At 67.7% G+C, this 21,706-nt stretch carries 26 protein-coding genes and 1 pseudogene; 23 read left to right on the top strand and 4 right to left on the bottom strand.

The genetic code is table 11. The annotated features are described in order from the left end of the window. Positions 1–93: 93 nt before the first annotated feature. The 3 genes and pseudogenes from SACMADRAFT_RS30820 to SACMADRAFT_RS31165 all read right to left on the bottom strand — a co-directional run. Positions 94–465: pseudogene (locus SACMADRAFT_RS30820) on the bottom strand (MFS transporter); the annotation flags it as partial. 266 nt (positions 466–731) lie between these two features. Next, positions 732–1,850, bottom strand: a complete 1,119-nt coding sequence (locus tag SACMADRAFT_RS09335; protein WP_009153558.1) for a winged helix DNA-binding domain-containing protein — start codon at positions 1,848–1,850, stop codon at positions 732–734. A gap of 176 nt (positions 1,851–2,026) precedes the next feature. Continuing rightward, positions 2,027–3,745: a PA domain-containing protein gene (locus SACMADRAFT_RS31165; protein WP_009153559.1), complete on the bottom strand. Its 1,719-nt coding sequence runs from the start codon at positions 3,743–3,745 to the stop codon at positions 2,027–2,029. Between the two features lie 263 nt (positions 3,746–4,008). Between SACMADRAFT_RS31165 and SACMADRAFT_RS09345 the strand changes: the two genes are divergently transcribed. Continuing rightward, entirely contained in the window at positions 4,009–4,338 is a 330-nt protein-coding gene (locus tag SACMADRAFT_RS09345; protein WP_009153560.1) for an ArsR/SmtB family transcription factor, read from the top strand. Positions 4,339–4,404: 66 nt separating this feature from the next. Further along, complete coding sequence (locus SACMADRAFT_RS09350) at positions 4,405–4,722, top strand: ArsR/SmtB family transcription factor (RefSeq protein ID WP_009153561.1); 318 nt, start codon at positions 4,405–4,407, stop codon at positions 4,720–4,722. Positions 4,723–4,726: 4 nt separating this feature from the next. On the opposite strand, the gene SACMADRAFT_RS09355 is transcribed toward SACMADRAFT_RS09350, so the two are convergent. Further along, the gene (locus SACMADRAFT_RS09355) at positions 4,727–5,080 is read right to left on the bottom strand and encodes a hypothetical protein (RefSeq protein ID WP_009153562.1); all 354 of its coding nucleotides are present in this window, start codon (positions 5,078–5,080) and stop codon (positions 4,727–4,729) included. A 143-nt stretch (positions 5,081–5,223) separates the two neighbouring features. On the opposite strand from SACMADRAFT_RS09355, the gene SACMADRAFT_RS09360 reads away from it, so the two are divergent. The 21 genes from SACMADRAFT_RS09360 to SACMADRAFT_RS09455 all read left to right on the top strand — a co-directional run bounded on the left by SACMADRAFT_RS09360 (position 5,224) and on the right by SACMADRAFT_RS09455 (position 21,705). After that, entirely contained in the window at positions 5,224–5,469 is a 246-nt protein-coding gene (locus SACMADRAFT_RS09360) for a sulfurtransferase TusA family protein (protein ID WP_009153563.1), read from the top strand. A 10-nt stretch (positions 5,470–5,479) separates the two neighbouring features. Continuing rightward, positions 5,480–5,863 carry a DsrE/DsrF/DrsH-like family protein gene (locus SACMADRAFT_RS09365; RefSeq protein ID WP_009153564.1) on the top strand — a complete coding sequence of 128 codons (384 nt, stop codon included), beginning with the start codon at positions 5,480–5,482 and terminating at the stop codon, positions 5,861–5,863. Between the two features lie 12 nt (positions 5,864–5,875). Further along, complete coding sequence (locus SACMADRAFT_RS09370; protein ID WP_050998350.1) at positions 5,876–6,589, top strand: 4Fe-4S dicluster domain-containing protein; 714 nt, start codon at positions 5,876–5,878, stop codon at positions 6,587–6,589. After that, positions 6,586–7,776, top strand: a complete 1,191-nt coding sequence (locus SACMADRAFT_RS09375) for a heterodisulfide reductase-related iron-sulfur binding cluster (RefSeq protein ID WP_009153566.1) — start codon at positions 6,586–6,588, stop codon at positions 7,774–7,776. Before SACMADRAFT_RS09370 ends, SACMADRAFT_RS09375 begins: the two co-directional genes overlap by 4 nt. 33 nt (positions 7,777–7,809) lie before the next feature. Further along, positions 7,810–8,874, top strand: a complete 1,065-nt coding sequence (locus SACMADRAFT_RS09380; protein WP_009153567.1) for an FAD-dependent oxidoreductase — start codon at positions 7,810–7,812, stop codon at positions 8,872–8,874. A gap of 16 nt (positions 8,875–8,890) precedes the next feature. After that, a complete protein-coding gene (locus SACMADRAFT_RS09385) occupies positions 8,891–9,619 on the top strand; it encodes a hypothetical protein (RefSeq protein ID WP_009153568.1) in 729 nt (242 codons plus the stop codon). Between the two features lie 3 nt (positions 9,620–9,622). Beyond that, positions 9,623–10,921, top strand: coding sequence for a (Fe-S)-binding protein (locus tag SACMADRAFT_RS09390; RefSeq protein WP_009153569.1), 1,299 nt, complete (start codon positions 9,623–9,625; stop codon positions 10,919–10,921). Then, positions 10,911–11,735, top strand: coding sequence for a lipoate--protein ligase family protein (locus SACMADRAFT_RS28470; protein ID WP_009153570.1), 825 nt, complete (start codon positions 10,911–10,913; stop codon positions 11,733–11,735). Before SACMADRAFT_RS09390 ends, SACMADRAFT_RS28470 begins: the two co-directional genes overlap by 11 nt. Then, positions 11,732–12,211 carry a glycine cleavage system protein H gene (locus SACMADRAFT_RS09400; protein WP_009153571.1) on the top strand — a complete coding sequence of 160 codons (480 nt, stop codon included), beginning with the start codon at positions 11,732–11,734 and terminating at the stop codon, positions 12,209–12,211. The genes SACMADRAFT_RS28470 and SACMADRAFT_RS09400 overlap by 4 nt, the downstream gene beginning before the upstream one ends. Then, positions 12,208–13,191 (top strand): radical SAM protein, encoded by a 984-nt coding sequence (locus SACMADRAFT_RS09405; RefSeq protein WP_009153572.1) that lies wholly within the window; start codon positions 12,208–12,210, stop codon positions 13,189–13,191. The genes SACMADRAFT_RS09400 and SACMADRAFT_RS09405 overlap by 4 nt, the downstream gene beginning before the upstream one ends. Beyond that, the gene (locus SACMADRAFT_RS28475; protein ID WP_009153573.1) at positions 13,188–14,300 is read left to right on the top strand and encodes a lipoate--protein ligase family protein; all 1,113 of its coding nucleotides are present in this window, start codon (positions 13,188–13,190) and stop codon (positions 14,298–14,300) included. Before SACMADRAFT_RS09405 ends, SACMADRAFT_RS28475 begins: the two co-directional genes overlap by 4 nt. A 14-nt stretch (positions 14,301–14,314) precedes the next feature. After that, positions 14,315–15,403 carry a radical SAM protein gene (locus SACMADRAFT_RS09415; protein WP_009153574.1) on the top strand — a complete coding sequence of 363 codons (1,089 nt, stop codon included), beginning with the start codon at positions 14,315–14,317 and terminating at the stop codon, positions 15,401–15,403. Between the two features lie 13 nt (positions 15,404–15,416). Then, positions 15,417–16,181: an electron transfer flavoprotein subunit beta/FixA family protein gene (locus tag SACMADRAFT_RS09420; RefSeq protein ID WP_009153575.1), complete on the top strand. Its 765-nt coding sequence runs from the start codon at positions 15,417–15,419 to the stop codon at positions 16,179–16,181. Between the two features lie 7 nt (positions 16,182–16,188). Further along, the gene (locus SACMADRAFT_RS09425) at positions 16,189–17,154 is read left to right on the top strand and encodes an electron transfer flavoprotein subunit alpha/FixB family protein (RefSeq protein ID WP_009153576.1); all 966 of its coding nucleotides are present in this window, start codon (positions 16,189–16,191) and stop codon (positions 17,152–17,154) included. Between the two features lie 3 nt (positions 17,155–17,157). Then, positions 17,158–19,362, top strand: a complete 2,205-nt coding sequence (locus tag SACMADRAFT_RS09430) for a (Fe-S)-binding protein (protein WP_009153577.1) — start codon at positions 17,158–17,160, stop codon at positions 19,360–19,362. Next, positions 19,359–19,793: a hypothetical protein gene (locus SACMADRAFT_RS09435; RefSeq protein WP_009153578.1), complete on the top strand. Its 435-nt coding sequence runs from the start codon at positions 19,359–19,361 to the stop codon at positions 19,791–19,793. Before SACMADRAFT_RS09430 ends, SACMADRAFT_RS09435 begins: the two co-directional genes overlap by 4 nt. Next, on the top strand, positions 19,790–20,071 hold the full coding sequence (locus SACMADRAFT_RS09440) for a hypothetical protein (protein WP_009153579.1): 282 nt from the start codon (positions 19,790–19,792) through the stop codon (positions 20,069–20,071). The genes SACMADRAFT_RS09435 and SACMADRAFT_RS09440 overlap by 4 nt, the downstream gene beginning before the upstream one ends. Before the next feature lie 5 nt (positions 20,072–20,076). Further along, positions 20,077–20,514 carry a glycine cleavage system protein GcvH gene (gene gcvH, locus SACMADRAFT_RS09445; RefSeq protein WP_009153580.1) on the top strand — a complete coding sequence of 146 codons (438 nt, stop codon included), beginning with the start codon at positions 20,077–20,079 and terminating at the stop codon, positions 20,512–20,514. Between the two features lie 5 nt (positions 20,515–20,519). Next, a complete protein-coding gene (locus SACMADRAFT_RS09450) occupies positions 20,520–20,975 on the top strand; it encodes a glycine cleavage system protein H (RefSeq protein ID WP_157617224.1) in 456 nt (151 codons plus the stop codon). Positions 20,976–20,988: 13 nt separating this feature from the next. Continuing rightward, a complete protein-coding gene (locus SACMADRAFT_RS29885) occupies positions 20,989–21,126 on the top strand; it encodes a hypothetical protein (protein ID WP_009153582.1) in 138 nt (45 codons plus the stop codon). Positions 21,127–21,198: 72 nt separating this feature from the next. Then, the gene (locus tag SACMADRAFT_RS09455) at positions 21,199–21,705 is read left to right on the top strand and encodes a DsrE/DsrF/DrsH-like family protein (RefSeq protein WP_009153583.1); all 507 of its coding nucleotides are present in this window, start codon (positions 21,199–21,201) and stop codon (positions 21,703–21,705) included. The last annotated feature ends 1 nt before the right edge of the window (position 21,706 follow it).

A 21,706-nucleotide genomic window follows, 5' to 3' on the forward strand; every position in this document is an offset into this window, starting at 1 on the left:
CCGCAGGGCGGTTACCGCGGCGGCGGGCCACGCCGGCGCCGTCAGCTGACGCTTCGGGTGGACCGGCTCACCTTCGACTGCCCGGGTAATGTCGACCACCTCGGCGGTCAACGCCTGAAACGCCGGGCGGCAGGCCCCCTGCCCGGCGCCGACCACGGCGGCCGCGACGGCCATGAGCGGCAGCGATCGGCCCAGGCCCTCGGCGAGCGCCGGGCTGGCCACCGTTGCCGCCAGTCCGGCCCACATCACGACCTTGCGCCGGGAATGGCGGTCGGCCAGCACTCCGCCGAGGGGCACCGCGACGAGGAATCCGGCGGTACGCGCGGCCAGCACGACGCCGAGCCCCGTGCCTGTCAGGCCACGATCGAGCACGGCGAGCCCAAGGATGAACGGCAGCGCCCAGGTCGCCAGTCCGGAGGCGGTGGCTGCCGCCCACAGTCGCAGGAAGGCCGCTTCCCGAAGCACAGATCGTCGCGCCGCCTGCGTTGACGTGTCGGGCACCGACGATGACAGCACGGCAACACTCCTCGATCTCCCGGCAGCAACGACCCGAAGGCTAACGAAAACGATTGTCGTTATCTATTCGGGGTTCGTTCGGCCTGATCGGGATCCTCGCCGCCGCAACGTCTCGAGGACGACTCGTCGCGCGGGGAAACAGCAGCGGCGATGCGTTGCGCCGACATCGCCGGGGCAGTGGGGCCAGGCGTCCGGTTGGAACCCGGATCAGGCCCTCAGCAGTCGCGGCCCGCGATCCGCACGCGGTGGCTGCCGGAGTCGGTCAGGAACCCAGCCAGCTGCCGACCCTGCTCGGCGACCGCCGCGCGTTCGGCTCGGGAGAGCCTGCGCAGCGGGGTGACGACGACGGTGTCCGCCTCGGGGTCCGCTTCCACCGTCCAGGTGGCGGCGACCCTGCCGTCGACGAGCACGACCCTGGCGCCTGCGACCGACAGCCCACGGTGCTCGTCGTCGATGATCCGGCTGCGGTCGTGGTAGCCGAGGATCGCGTTGTCGAAAGCGGGCAGGAACCGCACCGCAGCGGGCGTGTCCGGGTCGGGCCGGGGCGCGTCGGGCAGGTCGAGGAGTTCTCGACCGCGCTCGTCGCGGAAGCTGACCAACTCCTCGCGCATCGCGGCCACCGTGGCCGGTAGCCCGGCCAGGCCACTCCAGCTGCGAATATCGGCGGTGGCGGCGGGGCCGAACGCGGTCAGGTAGCGCCGCACCAACTCGGCACCGACCGGATCGGCACCCTCCGGCGAGGGCGGGTCGATCTCCTTGCCCAGCCACATGGCAAGCGGCAGGTTGCGTGCTCCTGCCTTCGTGCGCCACAGCCCACGCGGTGGCAGCTGCGCCATCGGAACGAGCGCCAGCGCCAGCTCCCCCAGCGCCCTCGGCCCACTGTCCGGCCAGCGAGCGGTGAGCGCGCGTCCGAGTTCGGTAATGGTCCGGGGCTCGCCGTCGGCCAGCACTGCCCGCACCGCTTCGGCGAACGCGTCGAGGTCCACGCCCTCGAGTTCGCGGCGGTACACCCCGCGCACCCGCTGCAGCTGCATGGTGTTGTGGCGGGCTCGCCAGGCCAGCGCGTCACGGGCGTCGACAAGGTGGATGGTGTGGCGCATCAGGTGGGTTCGCACCACGCCGCGCCCGGTCAGCAGATCCGACAGCGTCGTCGGCTCGAACGTGCGCAACCGTGACCAGAGCCCGATGAACGGCTCCTGCGGTTCCTGTGCCTGCAGGCCACACAGGCGCGCGACCGCGTCGAGTACGGGCTTGTCGGCGCGGTCGAGCAGTAGTTGCCGCGCGAGCGTCGCGCGGTTGAGCGCTCGGTTGCTGAGAACCTCGTTGCCTGGCATTCCACAATCGTCCCGGCGAATGCGGACAGTTTGTGACCGGTTCGAAAGCAGATTGTTGGGGGTAGACAGGGCCGCAAGCGCTGACCGCCGCCGAAGCGGGCCGGTCCGGTAGGGGGACGCGGCCCGCTCCGGCGACTTGTTACCGGCGCGCACAGCCTGGCTGTGAACCGAACGGGTCAGGCGGGATCAGCGAAGATCCACAGCCCGGTCTTGCGGTCGGAGCCGAGGATGTAGCGCTGGCCGTTCGGGTGGTCGTGCAGGTAGACGCCCCAGAAGTTGGAACCCTGGGCGGTGTCGACGAAGTGTGCCACCTCGGTCAGCGAGTCGCCGGAGAAGTCGATGACACGCATTCCTTCGGTGTACCACGAGATGTAGGCCCGGGTGCCTTCGTCGACGACCACGTTGTGCATGGTGCGATCACCCGGCACCGGCGGGTTCGCGAAGACGTTCTCCGTCGCGAACTGGTCGAGTTCGACGATGTTGCCCGGATCGGTGACGTCCAGCAACCGCAGGTAGCCGTAGCCGTCGAAGATGCCCTCGGCGTGCATCGTGCCGCCCTCGGCGGCCTTCATCGCCTCACCGGTGGACTGACCCACGAAGTAGCCGGGGATCGTGATGACGTCGTTGGTGCCGGACGACATCGTGATCAGGCCGTCGCCCGCGTTGTTCGCCACGATGAAACCCGCGTACCCGAGCGCCTGAGCATTGGCAGCCTTCGTGGAGAAGAAGCAGCTGCCCCGCTGGATCAGCGCCACCTCTCCCGCGACGGCAGGCCGGTCGAACTCGCCCTCGGTGCAACCTTCACCGCCGGTCCAATGCACCGGCCCCTGGAAGCTCGCGCCGGGCAACGTGTAGGTCGGCGGGGTGAAGCCGGCTTCGGCCGCCGGGCTGTCCGCGCCGTCGAAGGTGAACGAGTTCAGCGAACCGGCCGCGAAGTCCTCGTCGCCGAGGAGCACCCTGCTTCCGTCGGCGTTCGGCACGGCGACATGCCCGTTGCCCTCTGGTTCCTCACCGGAGAGTGGGTCGGGGGACGCGTAGTCGCTGTCGCCGAGGAAGACAGGTTCGGCGGGGTTCGTCACGTCGAGGAGGACGAGCCCGGCATCCCAGTACGACAGGTACGCGATCGTCCTGCCGTTGTTCTGCTGCACCCACACGTCGTGCAGGAACACCTCGCCGTCACCGATGTTGTCGATTCCGGCAGGCCAGTCGAGCTGACCGGTCACCGCGATCTCCTGCGGGCTCTGCGGCTTGGTCATGTCGACGATGTGGACGTCCTGGGTGTTCACGTCGTCGACGACGATCATGTATGCGTTGTCGCCGTCCTGCCACGAGTAGGTGTTGTGCACCGGGTAGTCGCCGAAGGACCGCTTGAGTGATCGCGGGTTCGTCGGGTCGGTGACGTCGTAGATGCCGACACCGTCCTGGCCGGGCACCGCTGCGACCCCGTTGGACTGGGTGCGCGGGTTGAACGCGGAGCCGCAGGACTCGTTCGAATACACCAGCACGTCACCGGAGAAGGCAGGGGTGTCCAGATGCGTCACCTTGACGTCGTTGGCGCGCGTCCCCGGTGGTGACGGGATGAAGCCGACCTTTTCGGGATCGGCGGGATCGGCGATGTCGATGATGTGTACGCCGGTGTAGTCCAGCGAACAGGAGCCGTCGTCGAAGGTGCCCAGGTAGGCGTAGTTGCCGTGGGCCCAGACATCGGTGATGTTCTCTCCCGGCACGTCCGCCAGGTCGAGATGGCCGACCACGTCGAGCTGCCGCGAGTCGCTGCCACCGTGCGTCGCCGATGCCGTGCCGATCCCGGTGAGTGCGAGACCCGGTAGCAGCGCGGCGGCCAGCAGTAGGGCACGCCGTGTCCTGTGTCGCGGAAATGGTCTGTGCGAGGTCATCGTGACGATTCCCTTTCCGCTCGAGCGGCGGATCAGGTCGTTCGACCGCCGCTGATCTGTGTGCCGTAGTGATCTACCTCACGATTCGGCCAGGGTCTACCCCCGGGGCCGAATCTTTTCCTGGTCGTTCGCGAACCGCACCGGCCGGCTGATCGACCACGTCGAGCGGGCTTCGGGCGCCGGCCGTGCCTGCTCGCTCGGGTAACCTGGTGAGCAGGAGGGCTGTTGCGCGGCCTTGGTGCCCGCGAGCGGATGGAGCTGGTGTGAGACAAACGAACCGGGCTGAGCTCACCGAGTTGCATGCCCGCATCTGCAAGGCGCTCGCCGACCCGACGCGACTGCTGATCATCAACGAGCTTCGGGACGGCAGGCGCTCGGTCGGCGAGATCGCGGACAAGCTGCAGATCTCCCAGCCCAACGCCAGCAGGCACCTGGCGCTGCTGCGCGACCGGGGAATCGTGACGACCCAACGTGCAGGTAGCACCATTTTCTACACCCTGACCAGTAAGAAGGTCGTGCAGGCTGTCGACCTGTTGCGCGAGTTCATGGCCGAGGATCTCGGTGTGCGCGGCGGTGTGAACCTGGCAGGATGACCCCCCGGACCGAGTAGGGTCCGTCAGCTGCGCCGGTAGTGTTCCCGCGAAGCCAGGAGGTGGCGCATGCACGTCGAAGCGCAGGAGATGCACGAGCTCTACGCGCGAGTGTGCAAGGCCATCGCGGAGCCGATGCGGCTGTCCATCATCGAGGAACTGCGAGACGGCGACCGCACTGTCGGCGAACTCGTCGAAGCGCTGGGGACCTCGCAACCGAACGCCAGCCAGCACCTGCGGATGCTCAGCGATCGGGGCATCCTCACGGCCCGTCGCGACGGCAACAACGTCTACTACGCGCTGACCAGCCACAAGATCGTGCAGGCTGTCGATCTGCTCTGCGAGTTCATGCGCGAGCAGGGTGCCCAGGGCCGACCCGAGGACTGACCTCCTACTCCTGCGCCGGAAACCGAAACGTCACCGGGTCCAGCTTGGGCTCGACTGTGCGCAAACGGTTCAGAAACTCCACGGCATGCGGCGCGCACAGCCGCCACGACTGGGCGTCGTCGACGCGGTGTAGGTGCAGGCTCTGCTCCCGCGTCACCTCCTCGCGGCACACCGCACACCGCCGCAGCGGTCGATCCGGACCAAGCCATAGCTCGAGTTCGTCCCAGCAGCGGGCACAGAGCAACCCGGAACTGTCGCGAAACTGCGCCCGCCCCGGGTGGTAGACGAAGCGCACGCCCGCGGCCGGCTCGGAAATGAACCGATCGCAGCGATCGCAGTGCAGGTCAGTGATGGTCATGCCATGGCCTTCTGCGCGTCAGGCGGAACAAGTTCGGTCGAAGGTCTGGACAGATCTGGGCGACGCATATCAGTATATAAGCAAGCTCACATGTGTGGTGACAATCACGCATGTGGTTTCGATCTCAATGAGGAGACGATACCGTGGCCGAGTCCCTGCCGACCGCTGATCAAGTGCTCGACTGCACGGGTATGCAGTGCCCGCTTCCTGTGATCAAGACGGCTCAGGCGATCAAAAGCATCTCCGCCGGTGAGGTTCTTGAACTGCTCGCCACCGACCCAGGGGTCGATCCCGACATGCGTGCCTGGACCGGCCGTACCGGCAACGACCTGCTGGATGTCCGCAAGGACGGGGATGTCTTCCATGTCCTCATCCGCAGGGTGAAGTGAGGAGCATCCCATGTGGTCGGAGGAGTTCGACAGCAAAATCCTTTATGTACAGACGCACGGCGTTGATGACCCGGGACGATCGGCTACACCGTTCTTCCTCGCGGCATCCGCCGCCGCGATGGACAGCGAAGTGATGATCTACTTCACGATGTACGGCCCGACGCTGTTGCAGCGTGAGGTGATCGACAAGATCGGTCCCAAGGGCGACCGGGGGCAGCCGCTGCGCCACTTCATCGACCAGGCCACCACGCTGGGGGTCCGGCTGCTGGTCTGCCAGCCGTCGCTCGATCTCAACGATCTGGACCTCGACAGCCTGATCGACGGCGTCGAGATGATCGGCGGTGCGGCCTTCAACGACCTGGCTATCAATGCCGACGCCGTCATCAGCTTCTAGGGGACAGTGGTCGTGACCGAAGCGCTGAGCTACTACAAATCTCCCACCGTCGCGGGCTACCCGGACGTGTCGTACGAGGAGAAGTCGCGGTTGTTCGACGAGGTGAAGAGCGACATCCGCTTCTCGGACTACCTCTACGGCTGCTACGAGTGCGGCATCTGCGTGGCCGCCTGCCCCTCGGCCAGGTTCTACGACTTCAGCCCACGGCGCATCGCGCAGGCCGCCGCCCGCGAGGACGTCGAACTGATCTACCAGCAGATGCAGGAGGACATCTGGGAGTGCTCGCAGTGCTTCTCCTGCCTGCGCTGCCCTCGCGGGAACAACCCCGGCGGGATCATCACGATCATGCGCGAGGTCGCGATCAACAACGGGCTCGCCTCCGCGAAGGAAGCGCTCGAAGGATACTCGCGAATCATCTACAAGATCATGTCCACGGGTACGCAGGTGTCGCCTGACATGCTCCAGCCCGACGCGTTCCCCGACTGGGGCCCCGAGACCGGCGACGTTTCGAACAACCTGGACCTGTGGCGCCGCGCGCTGCCCTCGGAGACGCTGCACACGACGAGCACAGGTTGGGACGTCTCGGACAAGACGCTGGTCGAGCTCTACCTGATCTGGCTGCACACCGGGGCGCTGGACATGATCGCCGACGTGGACACGAGCCTGCATTCGATCCTGCAAGACGTGATGGAGGAGCGCCTCGAAGAGGAAGGTATCGAGCTATGACCACGATTCCGGTCGAAGCGCTGTTGCGCAAGAAGGAGCGTTTCGAGCGCGGCGAGGACCACCGAGCGCTGGAAGACCCGAGGGCGGAGCTGCTGCGGCTGGAGGAGCAGGGCGAGCTCGTAGTGCAGAAGATCCAGGGTGATGTCGTCACGGTGCCCACCAAGTTCGGCAGGGAGAAGCGGATCCAGAAAGGACACCTGTGGCACCACAAATCCTGTGGCCAGTGCGGGCACATCCCCGGCTACTCCACTTCGATCTTCTGGGTGATGCGCAAGCTCGGGTACGACTACCACGACCCACGTGACCAGACCTCGTGCACCGCGTGGAACTACTACGCCAGCGCCACGTCCAACGTGGCAGCGCAGGCGGCCGTCGCGGTGCGTAACTTCGCGGCGGCACGGGAGACCGGCTATTTCCCGCTGGTTCACTGCGGAACCTCCTACGGGCACTACAAGGAGGTGCGCGAGGAGTTGCTGTCGCATCCGGAGTTGCGCACCGAGGTGCGGCAGATCATGGGCAAGCTCGGCAAGGACCTCGTGTTCCCCGAGGAGCTTGTCCACTACTCGGAGTGGTTCTACGCGATGCGTGATGAGATCGCCGCGTTGCAGACGAGAGATCTCTCCGGCGTTCGCGTTACGGTGCACCCTGCCTGCCACTACTACAAGCTCGTCGAGGGCGACGCGATCTACGACCCCGACGTCTACGGCGGTCAACGCACGGCAGTCGTGACCGGTCTGGCGCAGCGGCTCGGTGCCGACGTCCGCGAGTACTCCACGTGGTTCGACTGCTGCGGTTTCGGTTTCCGCCACATCCTGGTGCAGCGTGACTTCACCCGATCGTTCGCGACCATGCGCAAGATCGAGGTCATGAAGGAGGAAGCCGACCCCGACGTCGTGCTCACTCACGACACCGGCTGTGTGACCACGTTGGACAAGAGCCAGTTCGCGGCCAAGGCGCACGATCGCAACGTCGGGGTCGCCGTGATGAGCGAGGCGCAGTTCGCGGCACTCGCGATGGGCGCGCATCCGTACAAGGTGTGCCAGCTGCACTGGCATTCCGCGGACTACCGGCCGCTGCTGGAGAAGATGGGCATCGACTGGGAGCAGGCCTGGGCGCAGTTCCAGGAAGGGCTCAAGAAACTGGAAAAGGGCGAGCAACGCTACCTCGACTGGGACGACGTCGACTGAGTGCGCCTGCACAACGAACCCGAGGAAGGTCAGATGGCATCGGACACGGTGGCCGTCATCGGCGGCGGTCCCGGCGGCCTGCGCGCCGCACACGGCATTGCCGAGGTGGGCACGAGAGTCGTCCTCATCGAGCAACGTGATTTTCTCGGCGGCACCCCGATCGCGGAGAACTACGCGGGCCTCACCCCGCACGGCGAGGCGGCCGAGCCGCAGATGCGACGCATGGCAGAACTGGTCACCTCGCACCCCCTCGCCGAGGTACGACTCAGCACACGTGTGACCGGCGTCGAAGGCGAGCCGGGCGCGTTCACGTTGGTTGTGGACGGCCCGGAAGGGGCCCAGCGAGTCGACTGCGGCGCAGTCGTGGTCGCGACGGGTTTCCAGCACTTCGATCCCGGGCGGGAAACCCAGATGTACGGCTACTACGAGTTTCCCGACGTGATCGCGTTGCAGGACCTCGAGGCGATGCTCAAGGAGCATCGGGTCGTGCGGCCGTCGAACGGGAAGCCGCCGCAGCGGCTGTGCTTCATCCAGTGTGTCGGCAGCAGGGACCGCCAGATCGGCAACGAGTACTGCTCCAAGGTCTGCTGTGGAGTCGCCTCGAAGGAGGCGATCGAGGTGCGAGAACTCCTGCCCGACTGCAAGGTCTACATCTTCTACATCGACATGCGGATGTACGGGTACTGGGAGAGTCAGATCTACTGGCCGGCACAGGAGAAGCACCACGTCCAGTACGTCAAGGGCATCGTCACCGAGGTGCTGCCCAAGGGCGACCAGCTGATCGTACGTGGCGAGGACACCACGATGGGCCGTCCGATGGAGATCCCGATGGACGTGGTTGTCCTCTCGGTGGGCATGGAACCCTCGGCGGGCACGCGAGAGATGGCCGGACTGCTCGGGGTCGGGCAGAACAGGTACGGGTTCATCGACTCGCCCGGCGCACCACTGGATCCGGTGTCGACAGACCGCGAGGGGATCTTCGCCTGTGGCGCCGCGCTCGGTCCTGCCGACCTGGAGGACACCGTCTCCTCGGCCTCCAACGCGGCGATACGGGCCGTGTCCTTCGTCCGCTCGCGCGCCGCCGCGCCCGCGAGCTGAGGCGAGGGGTACCGCGATGCCCGGTCCCGTGGTCGACACTCCCAGCGCGCAGGAGTTCGTGCGGGAGATATCCGGCCGGATGCCGATGGCCGAACTCGAGGTCATCGCAGCCGATGTCGAGCGCAAGTCGGTGCTGCTGCGTGAACTGCTGTCCCAGCCGTGCGCCCTGGACCGGGCGGGGCTGCGCCTCGTGCTGCGCAACGTGTTCGGCACGAGGCGACAGGCAGACAGTATCCTCGACGCGGTCACTCCCAACCGGCTCGCGGCGGCCATCGACGACCTGCTCCACTCCCAGGGCGGGCTGGAACAGCGGTTCGAGCGGTTCGACGCCGTACTCGCCCCGTTCACCGACCGCGGATTCGACCTGCCGGGGGAGTTGCTGCACTTCACCTTCCCCGACCGCTACTGGCTGTGGACCCGGTGGGTGTGGGACCCGGCCGTCGAGACCGGCGCGCTGCGGCTCGTGGTCACCGACGACGTCGAACTGCACGCCGGCTCCTCCCGCGGGCAGACCTACCTTTCGGTGGGGCAGGCGATGGCGTTCGTCGACGAGACGGGCAAGGCGGCGGGCTTCACCACCGCGGGTCCTGGCCTGTTCGGCACCGACGTCTTCCTCGCCGCCGTCTACGGCATCTACCTCTACACCGTGCTGCGGATGCGCATGACCCAGGAGTTCAACCGGGTGGTGCCGCCGCTGCCCGACCTTGTCCGCCGCCTGCTTGGCGTCTACCGTCTGGAGGTCTGAACCATGCCCATTTCCGGGCGCAAGGTTCCGCCCCACGCAATCGAGAAGGAACAAGCCACCGTCGCCTCGTCGATCTCCGGCAGGGAGGTCGAGCTGCCCGCGATGTGGAACCGCATGTTCGAACCCCGCGTGCTCACCGAGCACGGGCCGGACGGTTTCGCCAAGCTCGCCGAACTACCCGGCGCGGAGTCGCTGGAATGGTGCTACGGCTGCGGCAAGTGCATTCCGGTCTGCCCCGTCGACGTGGTCGGCGAGTACGGGCCCCGCAAGCTGCACCGAAAGGTGCAGACCGGATTCGACCTGCTCTCCGATCCCGACCTGTGGCTGTGCACCAGCTGCGGCAACTGCCTTCGGGTCTGCCCGAAGGAGGTCGACATGATCCAGATCGTGCCTGCCGCCAGGGAGGCCGCACTCACCGAAGGCAACGTTCCCGGCGAACTGCAGGACGTGTTCGAGAAGACGTTCCGCTACGGCAACGCGCTGGGCGAGAACCCCCGGCGGCGGGCACAGTGGACGCGCGACGCGGGCGTAGGGGTCCGGATCCTGCCGAAGGAACCCGGGCCGGTGGACGTGTTGTTCTATGTGGAGGACTACTGGAGCTACCACCCGCGCGGTCAGGAGGCCGCACGTGCCTTCGCGCGGGTCGCGCACGCGCTGGACATCGACTGGGCGATTCTCGGGCACGAGGAGAAGACCCTCGGCGACTCGCAGCGCCTGGCGGGGGAGAAGGGCCTGTTCGACGCACTGGTCGAGGACGTGACGGCAACGCTGGCGAAGTACGAGTTCAACCGGATCGTCACCCCCGACCCGCACGGCTTCAACGCGCTGGTCAAGGAGTATCCCAAGCGTGGCCACGAGTTCGACGCGCTGCACTACACGCAGCTGCTCGCGCCGCTGGTCGACCGGATCAGTTGGGCGAAAGAGTTGCCGTACACGGTGACCTTCCACGATCCGTGCTACCTGGGCAGGCACAACGGTGAGTACGACGCTCCCCGCACCCTCATCAACGCGATCCCCGGTATCGAGCTGCGGGAGATGGGCCGGTGCAGGCAGAACGGGTACTGCTGCGGCGGTGGCGGCGGCGGGATGTGGCTGGACGGCTTCACCCGCGACTACACCAGTGAGCGACTGTCGGAACGGCGTGTGCGGGAGGCCGCCGAGACCGGCGCCGACATGCTCGTGGTGTGCTGCCCCTACGAGGTCTCTCGGTTCGAGGACGCGGCCAAGTCCACCGGAAACGCTCAGCTGAAGGTCCGCGACATCATCGAGCTCATCGACGAGGCGATGGGGCATGGGGGGTAGCGGGCTGCGGGTGATCGACTTCGGCCGAGCCTCCGCGCTGCGTTCACAGACGCTCTGGCACGCGGTCGCTTACGGCGTGTCGGAGGGCGCCCCGCCGACGCTTTCCTTCGTCCGCCCCGCCGAGCCCTACGTGTGCCTTGGCTACCACCGGCGGCTGGACGAGGTGGACGAGAAGTACTGCGCGGCACAGGGACTGCCGGTGTTGCGCCGGATGGTCGGCGGTGGGCCGGTCTATCTCGATTCCGACCAGCTGTTCTTCCAGATCTGCCTGCCACAGGACAGTGTCTCGCCCGCGCGCTCCGCCGCGATCCGCGATCTGCTCACGCCCGCCGTCGCCGCGTACCGGGCCGCCGGTGTTGTGGCGGCGGAGCTGGACGCAAATCTCGAGATCAGTCTCGGGGACCGCAAGATCTGCGGGCACGGCGCGGGCCAGATCGAGGACGCCGTCGTGGTGTGCGGGAACCTCATCGAGCGGTTCGACCACGAGCGAGCCACCTCGGTGTTGCGGATGCCGGACGGTGTCGACCGCGCCGAGGTGCTACGCCTGATGCGCCGCTACGTCGCGGCGACGCCCGCGGACCCGGCGGCCTTCAAGCAGGCGGCGGCGCGCGCCTACGCCCGCGCACTCGGGCTCCGGGCCGAGCCCGGCGACCTCACCAGCGGTGAACGCGCGGCGCTTGCCGAGCTGGATGCCCGGTTCAGCAGCGAGGAGTGGACGGCCGGGCCGGGCTCGCGGGCGGCGAGACCCCCGGACGGAATCAAGATCAGGGCCGGTGTCTGGGTCGGCACGACGAAACAGAAGGGCCAGTCATGACGAACACCCACATCGCCGGCGGTGGTGCGCTGGTCGAGATCCGTGGCTACCCGGTGGCCTTGGATCGGATGTACGACCCCGAGACGCACGTCTGGGCGAAGCCGATCGCACCGGGCAGGCTGCGTCTGGGGCTGGACCCGCTCGGGGTGGAGACGAGCGGGACACTCGCGCAGCTGTCGCTGGCCGAACCCGGCGAGCGGCTGGTACGCGGCAAGGCGTTCGGGCAACTGGAGGCGGCGAAGTTCGTCGGACCGCTTCTCAGCCCGCTGTCCGGCACCGCGCTGACGGTCAACGAGGCCGTGCTCGCCGACCCGGGGTTGGTGGAGTCCGATCCGTTCGGGGCGGGCTGGCTGCTGGAGCTGGCCCATGACGAGGCCGCCGAGTTCTCGGCACTGCTGTCGCAGCCAGAGGAGATCAGGGACTGGTTCGCGCGCAAGGTCGACGACTTCCGGCTGCGGGGCGTGATCGCCGAATGAGCACCGAAACGGCGAGCGCCTTCGCGGTACGCCAGGCCCACTTTCCCGACGTGATCGACTTCTTCGCACCCGGGTTGAAACGCTGGCAGACCCAGGAATGGCAGCCGAGCAACCCGCGCCGGTTCCTTCCGGTCTCGGTCACCGGCTCGGCCTGCGCGCTCAGCTGCGACCACTGCCAGACCAAGGTGCTCGAGGGCATGGTGTCGGTGAAGGCGGAGGAGGACCTCTTCGCGCTGGCGCGGCGGTTGCGGGCGCAGGGCAGCGAGGGACTCCTGGTCTCCGGCGGCTCGACACGCTCCGGCGGGGTGCCGCTGCTGCCGCACCTGCGGCACATCCCGCGCATCCGCGAGGAACTCGGGATGAAAGTGATCGTCCACTCCGGAGTGGTGTCACCGGAGCTGGCCGCGGGACTGGCCGACGCGGGCGTCGACGGGGTGATGCTCGACATCATCGGCGCGGACGAGACGATCCGCGACGTCTACCACCTGGACCTCACCGTCGCCGACTTCGACCGGGCGCTGGGGCTGCTGGCCGAGCGGGAACTGCGCATCATCCCGCACATCGTGCTCGGCCTGCACTACGGCCGGTTTCTCGGCGAGTACCGGGCACTGGACATCATCACCCGGCATCCGGTGTCCACCATCATCCTGGTCGTCCTGGTGCCCCTGGTGGGCACCCCGATGGCGCACCTGCCACCGCCACCCGTCGCCGACGTCACCGAGTTCTTCCGGGCCACCCGGCTGGCCGCGCCCGCGACCACGGTGAACCTGGGTTGCGCGCGGCCGCTGGGCCCCGCCAAGACCGAACTCGACCAGGCGGCCATCGACCTCGGCCTCAACGGCATCGCCTATCCCGCTGACGGGGCGATCGCATACGCCAAGTCGCGGGGACTGGAACCCAGGCTGTTCGAGTACTGCTGCTCGCTGACGTGGACCGGCGACTCCGAAGTCGCCTACCGCACGGTGGAGGTGGCCTCGTGACCACGCGATGGAGGCTGCTCAGCGACGACGCCGTCGGTGCCGCCGAGGGGCTGGCGCTGGACGAGGCGCTGCTGGCCGGATACGCCCGCGACGAACGCCCCCGCCCGCCGACGCTGCGGCTGTACACCTACCGCGACCACTGCGCGCTGATCGGGCGGTACCAGAACCTGGCCGCCGAGGTCGACCTGGCCGCCTGCCGCCGCACCGGCACCGACGTGAGCCGCCGCCCCACCGGCGGTGGCGCCATCATCATGGGCGCGGGCCAGCTCGGGGTTGCGCTGATCGACCGCGCGCCGGTCGGCAAGCGACCGCGCGAGATCATCGAGGACTGCTCGGCCGCGGTGAGCGCGGGCCTGGCCGAACTCGGTATCACAGCGACGTTTCGCGGCAAGAACGACCTGGAGGCCGCTGGCCGAAAGATCGCGGGGCTCGGCCTCTACATCGACGAGGGCGGCGGCATGCTGTTCCACGCCAGCGTGCTCGCCGACCTCGACATCGAGTTCATGCTCGAGGTACTGCGCATACCCGTGGCCAAACTGGCGGACAAGGCGGTCGCCGCCGTGGGGGAGCGGGTGACGACCGTGACGCGCGAGACCGGGAAGGCACACGACGGCACCACGGTGCGTGAGTCCGCCGCGCTCGGTTTCGCCAAGGCGTTCGGCGTCGAACTCGTGCCCGGCTCGGCAGAGCGGGCCGAGCTGGACCGCGCGGCCGGGCTCGCCCGCGACAAGTACCGGGCGCGGTCCTGGTTGTCGGAGCAGGGTGCGATCCCGGACGGCAGCGGCTCGGCCCTGCTGAAGACACCCGAGGGTTTGCTGCGGATCTACCTTTCCACCCACGGCGACCTCGTCAAGAGCGCGGTCGTGGTCGGCGACTTCGCGATACTGCCACCCGCGGTGGGCAGGCTGGAGGCGCAGCTGCGCTGGCAGCGACTCGACCCCGATGCGGTCGGCCGGATCGTGTCCACCTCCGGTGCCGACCGTGCGCTGGGTGTCACCGCCGACCGGCTGGCCGAAACCGTACTGACCGCCGGGCGGCAGGCCGGTGAGCTGGCCGCCGCCGTTCCCGCGCGTTCGGCTGGTTCCTGCTATTTCCCGGAATCGAAGTGAAAGGGGCCGATTCGATGGGCCGTCAGCTTCCCGTTCTGCCGTCACCGGCTCCCGCCGCGAGTAGGCAGGACAGCCCCGAGTGGGTCCGCATCTCGATGGCGAGCGCGATCGCGCTGCGCTTTCGGTCCGGGCGGTTCTCCCGGGACTTCGACTTCGGCGGCATCAACCTGCTGCTGAACTACGACGAGGGGTGCCGCTCCGACTGCGGCTACTGCGGCCTGGCACGTACCAGGCCGGGCGACTACAACGACAAGTCCTTCATCCGCGTCGAGTGGCCGCTCGTGCGCACCGACGACCTCGTGTCCAGGATGGTCGAGCACGAGGACAAGCTGACGCGGCTGTGCATCTCGATGGTCACGCACGGGCACGCCTACGCCGACACCTGTGACATCACCGAGCGCATCGTGGCAGGAGTGCGGACCCCGCTGTCGATCCTGGTGGCGCCTCCGACGCTGAACCGCGAGCGGCTGGAGCGGTTCAAGGAGCTCGGCGTAGACATGATCGGCATCGGGCTGGACGCGGTCACCGAGGAGCTGTTCCGCAACCTGCGCACCAACGTTCCCGCGGGCAGGCTGAGCTGGGAGAAGTACTGGGAGATCGTCACCGACTCGCGCGAGATCTTCGGGCCGTGGAAGGTGAACGTGCACACGCTGGTCGGGCTGGGCGAGGCGGACGAGGACCTGATCCGGCTGTTCGTCCAGCTGCGCGAGCGTGAGATCTTCTCATACCTGTTCTGCTTCAACCCCGAGCCGGACTCGCGCATGGCGGATCACCCCAAGTCGCCGATCAGGCGCTGGCGGCGGGTGCAGCTGGCCAAGCACCTGGTGGAGTCCGAGGGGTACGGCCTTGACGCTTTCGGCTTCGACCCCGAGGGCAACCTGCTGCACATCGACGGCGGCCAGGACCAGCTGGAGTCCGTTGTGGACACCGGTATCCCGTTCGTGACCAACGGCTGTCCCGGCGAGAACGGCGAGCCGGGCTGTACCAGGCCGTACGGCTCCTACCGGCCAAGCGAGCCGTTCCGTGACTACCCGTTCGTCCCCACCGCCGACGACCTGACCGAGATCCGACAGCAGTTGCGGCTGGCCGACGTCCTGCAGTGAAAGAGGTGAGAACGTGCGCATTGTCGTTGCCATGAAAGCGGTTCCGGATCTGGTCGAGGAGATCGAGCTGACCCCCGACGGGACCGACATCGACCGGGAGTTCCTGAAGTTCGTGCTCAACGAATGGGACGACCAGGCACTGGAGGAGGCGCTGCTCGTCAAGGACGAGACGGGCGCCGAGGTGCTGGCCGTTGGACTGGCCGAGGACCCGGACATCGACCAGGCGCTGTACACGGCGATCGCGAAGGGGGCGGACGGCGCCGTCAAGCTCGAAGGCGGCGGGCAGGACACGCACTCGCGCGCCGCTGCCTTCGCCGCCTACCTGGCCGAGGAACCAGCCGACGTGGTCATCACCGGGGTGCAGGCGCCCGACGACCTCGACGGCCAGCTGGCTCCGATGCTCGCCGCACGGCTTCGGCAGCGGCACGTCTCGGTCGTGGCAGAGGTGCGGGTGCACGACGGGGAACTGGTGGTCCGCCAGGAGTTCTCCGGTGGTCGCTCGCACGAACTGCGATTGCCCACGCCCGCGGTCATCGGCCTGCAGGCCTCCCGCGAGGCGCCCCGCTACGCGCCCATCACCCGCATTCGCCAGGCGATGCAGGCGGGCGGTGTGCGTGAGGTGAGCGTGGCGGCGCAGCCAACCGGTTCCGGACTGTCGGTACGGCGGATGTACCCGCCTCAGGCGAGCGGCCACGCCGAGATGCTGTCGGGGGAGACCGAAGACGTGGCGGCCAAGATCATCGAACTGCTGCGCGAGCGCGGCATCGTCAAGGCGTGAGGAAATCATGAGTGACAACGTTCTCGTGCTCGCCGAACACATCGGCGGGCAGCTCAGTGAGAGCAGCTACGAGCTGCTGGGCAAGGCGAAGGAGCTGGCGGCGGCCTGGGGCGGCAAGGCGGAAGTGGCCCTGTTCGGGCCGTCGGACCTGGTGTCGCAGGTGGAGGGTGCCGATGTCGTCGTTTCGATGGACCACCCGGCGCTGGCCGACTACACCTGCGAGGGCTACGAGACAGCGCTGCTGAGCGTGCTCGCCGAGCGCGCCCCGCGCCTGGTGCTGCTGTCCAACGCCACGGTGGGGCTCGACCTCGGCGCGGCGCTGTCGGTGTTGTGGGACGCCCCGCTGGCCGCCTACGTCGGTGACCTGCGCGCCGAGGGTGACACGCCGGTGGCCACGTGCCAGGTGATGGGCGGCAAGGTCATGGCGGAGGTGGAACTGGCGGGCGAGCGAGGCATCTGCACCGTGCTGGCCGGTGCGTTCCCCGCGGCGGCAGGGCAGGCACCTGCTGTCTCCCAGGAGGTCGTCACCGCGGCGGCGCCGGACGAGCTGGAGAAGCTGCGGATGAGCCTGGCGCGGGTGATCGAGCCCGAAGGCGGCGACGTCAACATCACCGACGCCGAACTCCTCGTCTCGGTGGGCCGCGGCATCGACTCGCAGGACAACCTGGAACTGGTACAGGAGCTGGCCGACGCGCTGGGCGCGCCACTGTCGGCTTCGCGCCCGGTCATCGACTCGGGCTGGCTGCCGAAGACCCGCCAGGTCGGCAAGTCCGGGTTGAAGGTCAAGCCGAAGGCATACCTGGCGTTCGGCATCTCCGGCGCGCCGGAGCATCTGGAGGGTATGCGCGACGCCGAACTGATCATCGCATGCAACACCGACGAGAACGCTCCGATCTTCGATGTCGCGCACTACGGCTCGGCCGAGGATCTGTTCGACCTGGTGCCCGCGTTGGTGGACAAGATCAAGGAGTGACGAGTGGTTTCGGACGCTCTCGCCGCCGGGCACGAGACCCGGCCGGTGTTCCAGGGTATCGGCGTGGTCGGCGAGGCCGTGTTCTACGTTCTCGCCACGATCACCATCGTCGTGTTCTTCTGGGGTTTCTACCGGCGTGTGCGCAAGTACCGGCGAGGGCGTCCGGCCGCCCGGATGGCGACGCTGTGGAAGGCGCTTTTCACCAGCCCCGCGCAGGGGGTGCGGCGCCGGGGTGACAACTGGTCGGTCGGCGCGGTGGCGGCGAACACCTCGGTGGGTCGCCGCGACCGCGCGGTCGGGATCGCGCACTTCTTCATCTTCTGGGGATTCATCACGCTGTTCATCGGCACGGTGATCCTGACCATCGACTACGACATCGTGCGCAAGGCCTCGAAGCTGTTCACCGGTAGCGAGGTGAGCTTCTTCAACGGCCCGTTCTACATCGGCTACTCGGTCATCCTCGACACGATGGGCCTCACCGCCGTACTCGGGCTGGGCTACATGGTGGTAAGGCGCGGGCTGCTACGCCCGCGCAAGCTGGACTACCAGCGCGCCGAGAATCCCGAGGGCGGCTACTCCCGCTCGCGCATCGTCGCGGGGGACTGGGTCTTTCTCGGCATGTTCGCGGCGATCCTGATCAGCGGCTACCTGCTGGAGGCCTTCCGCATCGTCGGGGCCCGGTTCCCCTCGTTCGAGGTGTGGTCGCCGATCGGCTGGATACTGGCACGGCTGTTCTCCGGGTTGGGGATGTCGGCCGAGGCCGGGAACTCGGCGCATCTGGCGCAGTGGTGGGTGCACGCGGTGCTGGCGCTGGGCTTCGTCGGCTACATCCCGTTCTCCAAGGCCATGCACATGTTGCTGGACGCGGCGAACCTGCTCGTGCACGACCGGTCGACGGCTCGCGAGTTGCCCGCACCGGCGCAGACCGACCACGTCGGCTACCGCGAGCTTTCCGACTTCACCTGGAAGGAACTGCTCGATCTCGACGCGTGCACCAAGTGCGGGCGCTGCCACGAGGTGTGCCCGGCACGCACGGCGGGCGCACCGCTGTCGCCCCGGGACCTGATCCTGGACCTGCGACAGTGGGTGGACACCCAGGCGGGCGGTATGACGTTGCTCGACAGGGAGACTCGCGGCGACGCGTCCGGCCCGCTCACCGTCGGTGCCGACGCCAGGATCGCCGGTGAGGTCGTGCCGTCGCAGACGTTGTGGGCGTGCACCACGTGCATGCACTGCGTCGAGGTGTGCCCGGTGGGCATCGAGCACGTGCCGACCATCGTGCAGCTGAGGCGGGGCCTGGTGGACGAGGGGGAGCTGGACCCTACGCTGCAGCAGGCGTTGAAGAACCTGTCCACCCAGGGCAACTCCTTCGGCAAGTCGGCGCGAATGCGCGCCAGGTGGACCAAGGGTCTGGACTTCAAGATCCCCGACGCGCGCAAGGAGCCTGTGCGCTACCTGTGGTTCGTCGGCGACTTCGCCAGCTTCGACGACCGGTTGCAGGACAACTCGAGAGCCCTGGCCGAGATCCTGAACGGCGCCGGTGTCGACTTCGGACTGCTGTACGACGGTGAACGCAACGCGGGCAACGACGTTCGGCGAACCGGGGAGGAGGGCCTGTTCGAGATGCTCGCCGAGCACAACGTCTCCGCGCTGGAGCAGGCTCAGTTCGAGGAGATCTTCACCACCGACCCGCACTCGCTGAACACCCTGCGCAACGAGTATCCGGCGCGCGGGGCCCGGTACAAGGTCTGGCACTACACCGAGTTGCTGGCCGACCTGGTCGAGTCGGGCGCCATCGAGGTGGAACCGTTGAACTACCGGGTGACCTACCACGACCCGTGCTATCTCGCCCGCTACAACGGCGTGGTGGAGGCTCCCCGGCGGTTGCTGCGCGCGCTGGGTTGTGAGCTGGTCGAGATGCCGCGCAACGGCGCGAACACCTTCTGCTGCGGCGCCGGCGGCGGGCGAATCTGGATGGACGACAGTGGGCTTGCCGAACGCCCGAGCGAGAACCGGATCCGGGAGGCCATCGAACTCGGTGTGGACTACTTCGTCGTCTCCTGCCCGAAGGACGTGACGATGTACTCCGACGCCGTCAAGACCACCCGCAACGAGGATCGGCTCGCGGTGCGAGACGTCACGCTGCTGGTACGGGAGGCGTTGCGCCGCCCCGCGGCACCCGACGTGCTGGAGGCTGCTGCCCCGTGAACGGTTTCGACCCCGAACTGATCGGCAAGAGTATCGGCGACCGGCTGAACACGCTGCGGGCCGCGCTGCGGCGTCACGACAGCTTCGCCTTCCGCCCAGGGGAAGAAGTGGCAGCCCCCGGCGGGCTTGACGATGCGGCCGCCGAAGCCACGGTGGCGCTGGTGCTGCGTGCTCTGCGGGCAGCGTGCGATCCGGCGGGCTGGCGCGTACTGGAACGGCTCACCGACGGGGCGGTCACGACCGCCGAACTGGCGGATCTGCTGCGCTGCGCCAGGATCGTGGCCTGGGAAGAGGTCAACGACCTGGTGCAGGCCGGACTGGTCAGCCGCGAACTCGACGGCGACCTGGTGCGGCTGACCGAGACCGGGCGCGGGATCGTCTCGCTGGTGCACCTGATGGCCGCAAGCGCCACCAAGGTGGTGACGCCATGAACTGCCCCTGGTGCGCGTTCGAGGGAGCACCGCGTTCGCTGCACGCGCATCTCGCCGACAAGCACGCCGACGCCGTAGGAACCAAGGAACGTAACGGAGTTCAGTACTACGAGGTGACCTGCCCGGTCTGTGGCGAGAGCTACGAGCACCGAGTTCGCAAGGGCACGCGGGATCCCCGGTTCCTCGAGGAGTTCGGCGCCGAGATCCGCATGGTGGCACTCGACATGCTGGTCCACCACCTGGTGGCCGAACACGCGGCAGAGCAGACGGGAGCTTGAGAACGGTGACGGTGGTCAAGAACTGCAACCTTCCCGAGGAGCTGTACTACCTCGTGGAGAAGCACATCTGGGTGCGCCCGGAAGGTGACCTGGTGGTCGTCGGGATGACCGATGTCGCGCAGAACCTCGCGAAGACCATCATCTCGGTGACGTTGAAGAAGGCGGGCAAGCAGGTCCGCAAGGGACGCAACGTCGCGACGGTGGAGAGCGGGAAATGGGTCGGGCCGGTGCCTGCCCCCGTGTCGGGCGAGATCGTCGAGGTCAACGAGAGCCTGACCAGCGCGCCCGCGCAGATCAACTCCGACCCCTACGGCGCAGGGTGGGTGGCGAAGCTTCGTGCCGGTGACTGGGCCACGGACTCCGGAGATCTGGTGACCGGCCCGGAAGGGATCGAAGCCTACCAACGATTCCTTGACGCCGAGGGCATCTCGTGTGACGGGTGAGTGCGGTGAGCGATGTCGTGTGGCGCGGCTGCGTCATCCCGGACGACCTGCTCTACGACGTGGGCATGAACGTCTGGGTGCGGCCGGAAGCGGACGAGGTGGTGCTCGGCATGACCGACGTGGCGCAGACGATGGGCGGCCGGATGGTGCAGGTCACCTGGCGGCGGGTGGGCAAGACGTTCGCGCGGGGACGCTCGGTGGCGACCATCGAGAGCGCGAAGTGGGTGGGACCTTTCCCCACGCCGCTGACCGGTGTGCTGGTCGCCGCGAACGAGGAGGCGTTCGGCGAGGACATCGCGGTGGCCAACCGGGACCCCTACGGCGCGGGCTGGATCGCACGGTTGCGTCCGGAGCGGTTCGACGAGGAGCGTGCCCACCTGCTCGACGGTGACGCGGCGTTGCGTGCCTACCAGGTCTTCCTGGCCGAGCACGACATCCACTGTTACCGGTGTGAGGAATGAAGGGAGCCGCGTGATGAGCGGTGTGCCGGAGGGCACCGGCCACGAACGGCGACGGGTGTCGCCCTGGTGGCTGGTGGTGGCACTGGTCTTCGCCGGGTACCTGGTCTTTCGGCTGGTCCAGGGTGTGGCCTGGCTGATCCAGCACATGTGAGAAGCGTCCGGTACGAGCCGTAACCACGACCCGGGCCGGGAGGTCGGTAAATCAGAAACTGAGAGGTGAACGATGGCCGAGGACGAGATCGAGGTGGAGGAGCGGGCCAAGCGGCTGGCGATGGTGTGCTGGAGCAGTGACCTTGACAGGGTGTGGCCCACCCTGATCCTGGCCACCACCGGTGCCGCGTCGGGTCTGGAGGTTGACGTCTTCTTCACCTTCTGGGGTCTGCGGGTGTTGCAGCGCAACGACAAGCGCGTGACCGGGACGAACTGGATGCAGAAGGCCGAGTCGCTTGTCGACCGGGGTGGAACGGACCACCTGAAGCTCGGCAAGATCCACTTCGGTGGCGCGGGCACAATGATGATCAAGAAACTGGCGAAGCAGTACAAGGTGGCCACCCCGACGGAACTGCTCGAGATGGCACTGTCGGTGGGGGTCCGGATGCATCCCTGCCAGATGACGATGGACCTTTACGGCTTGAAACAGGAGGACTTCGTCGAGGGTCTGCAGCCGACGCTTGGCGCGGCGAGCTTCATCGACATGGCCGCCAAGGCCGACATCACGCTGTTCATCTGAC

Source organism: Saccharomonospora marina XMU15 (assembly GCF_000244955.1).
Classification (GTDB): domain Bacteria; phylum Actinomycetota; class Actinomycetes; order Mycobacteriales; family Pseudonocardiaceae; genus Saccharomonospora_A; species Saccharomonospora_A marina.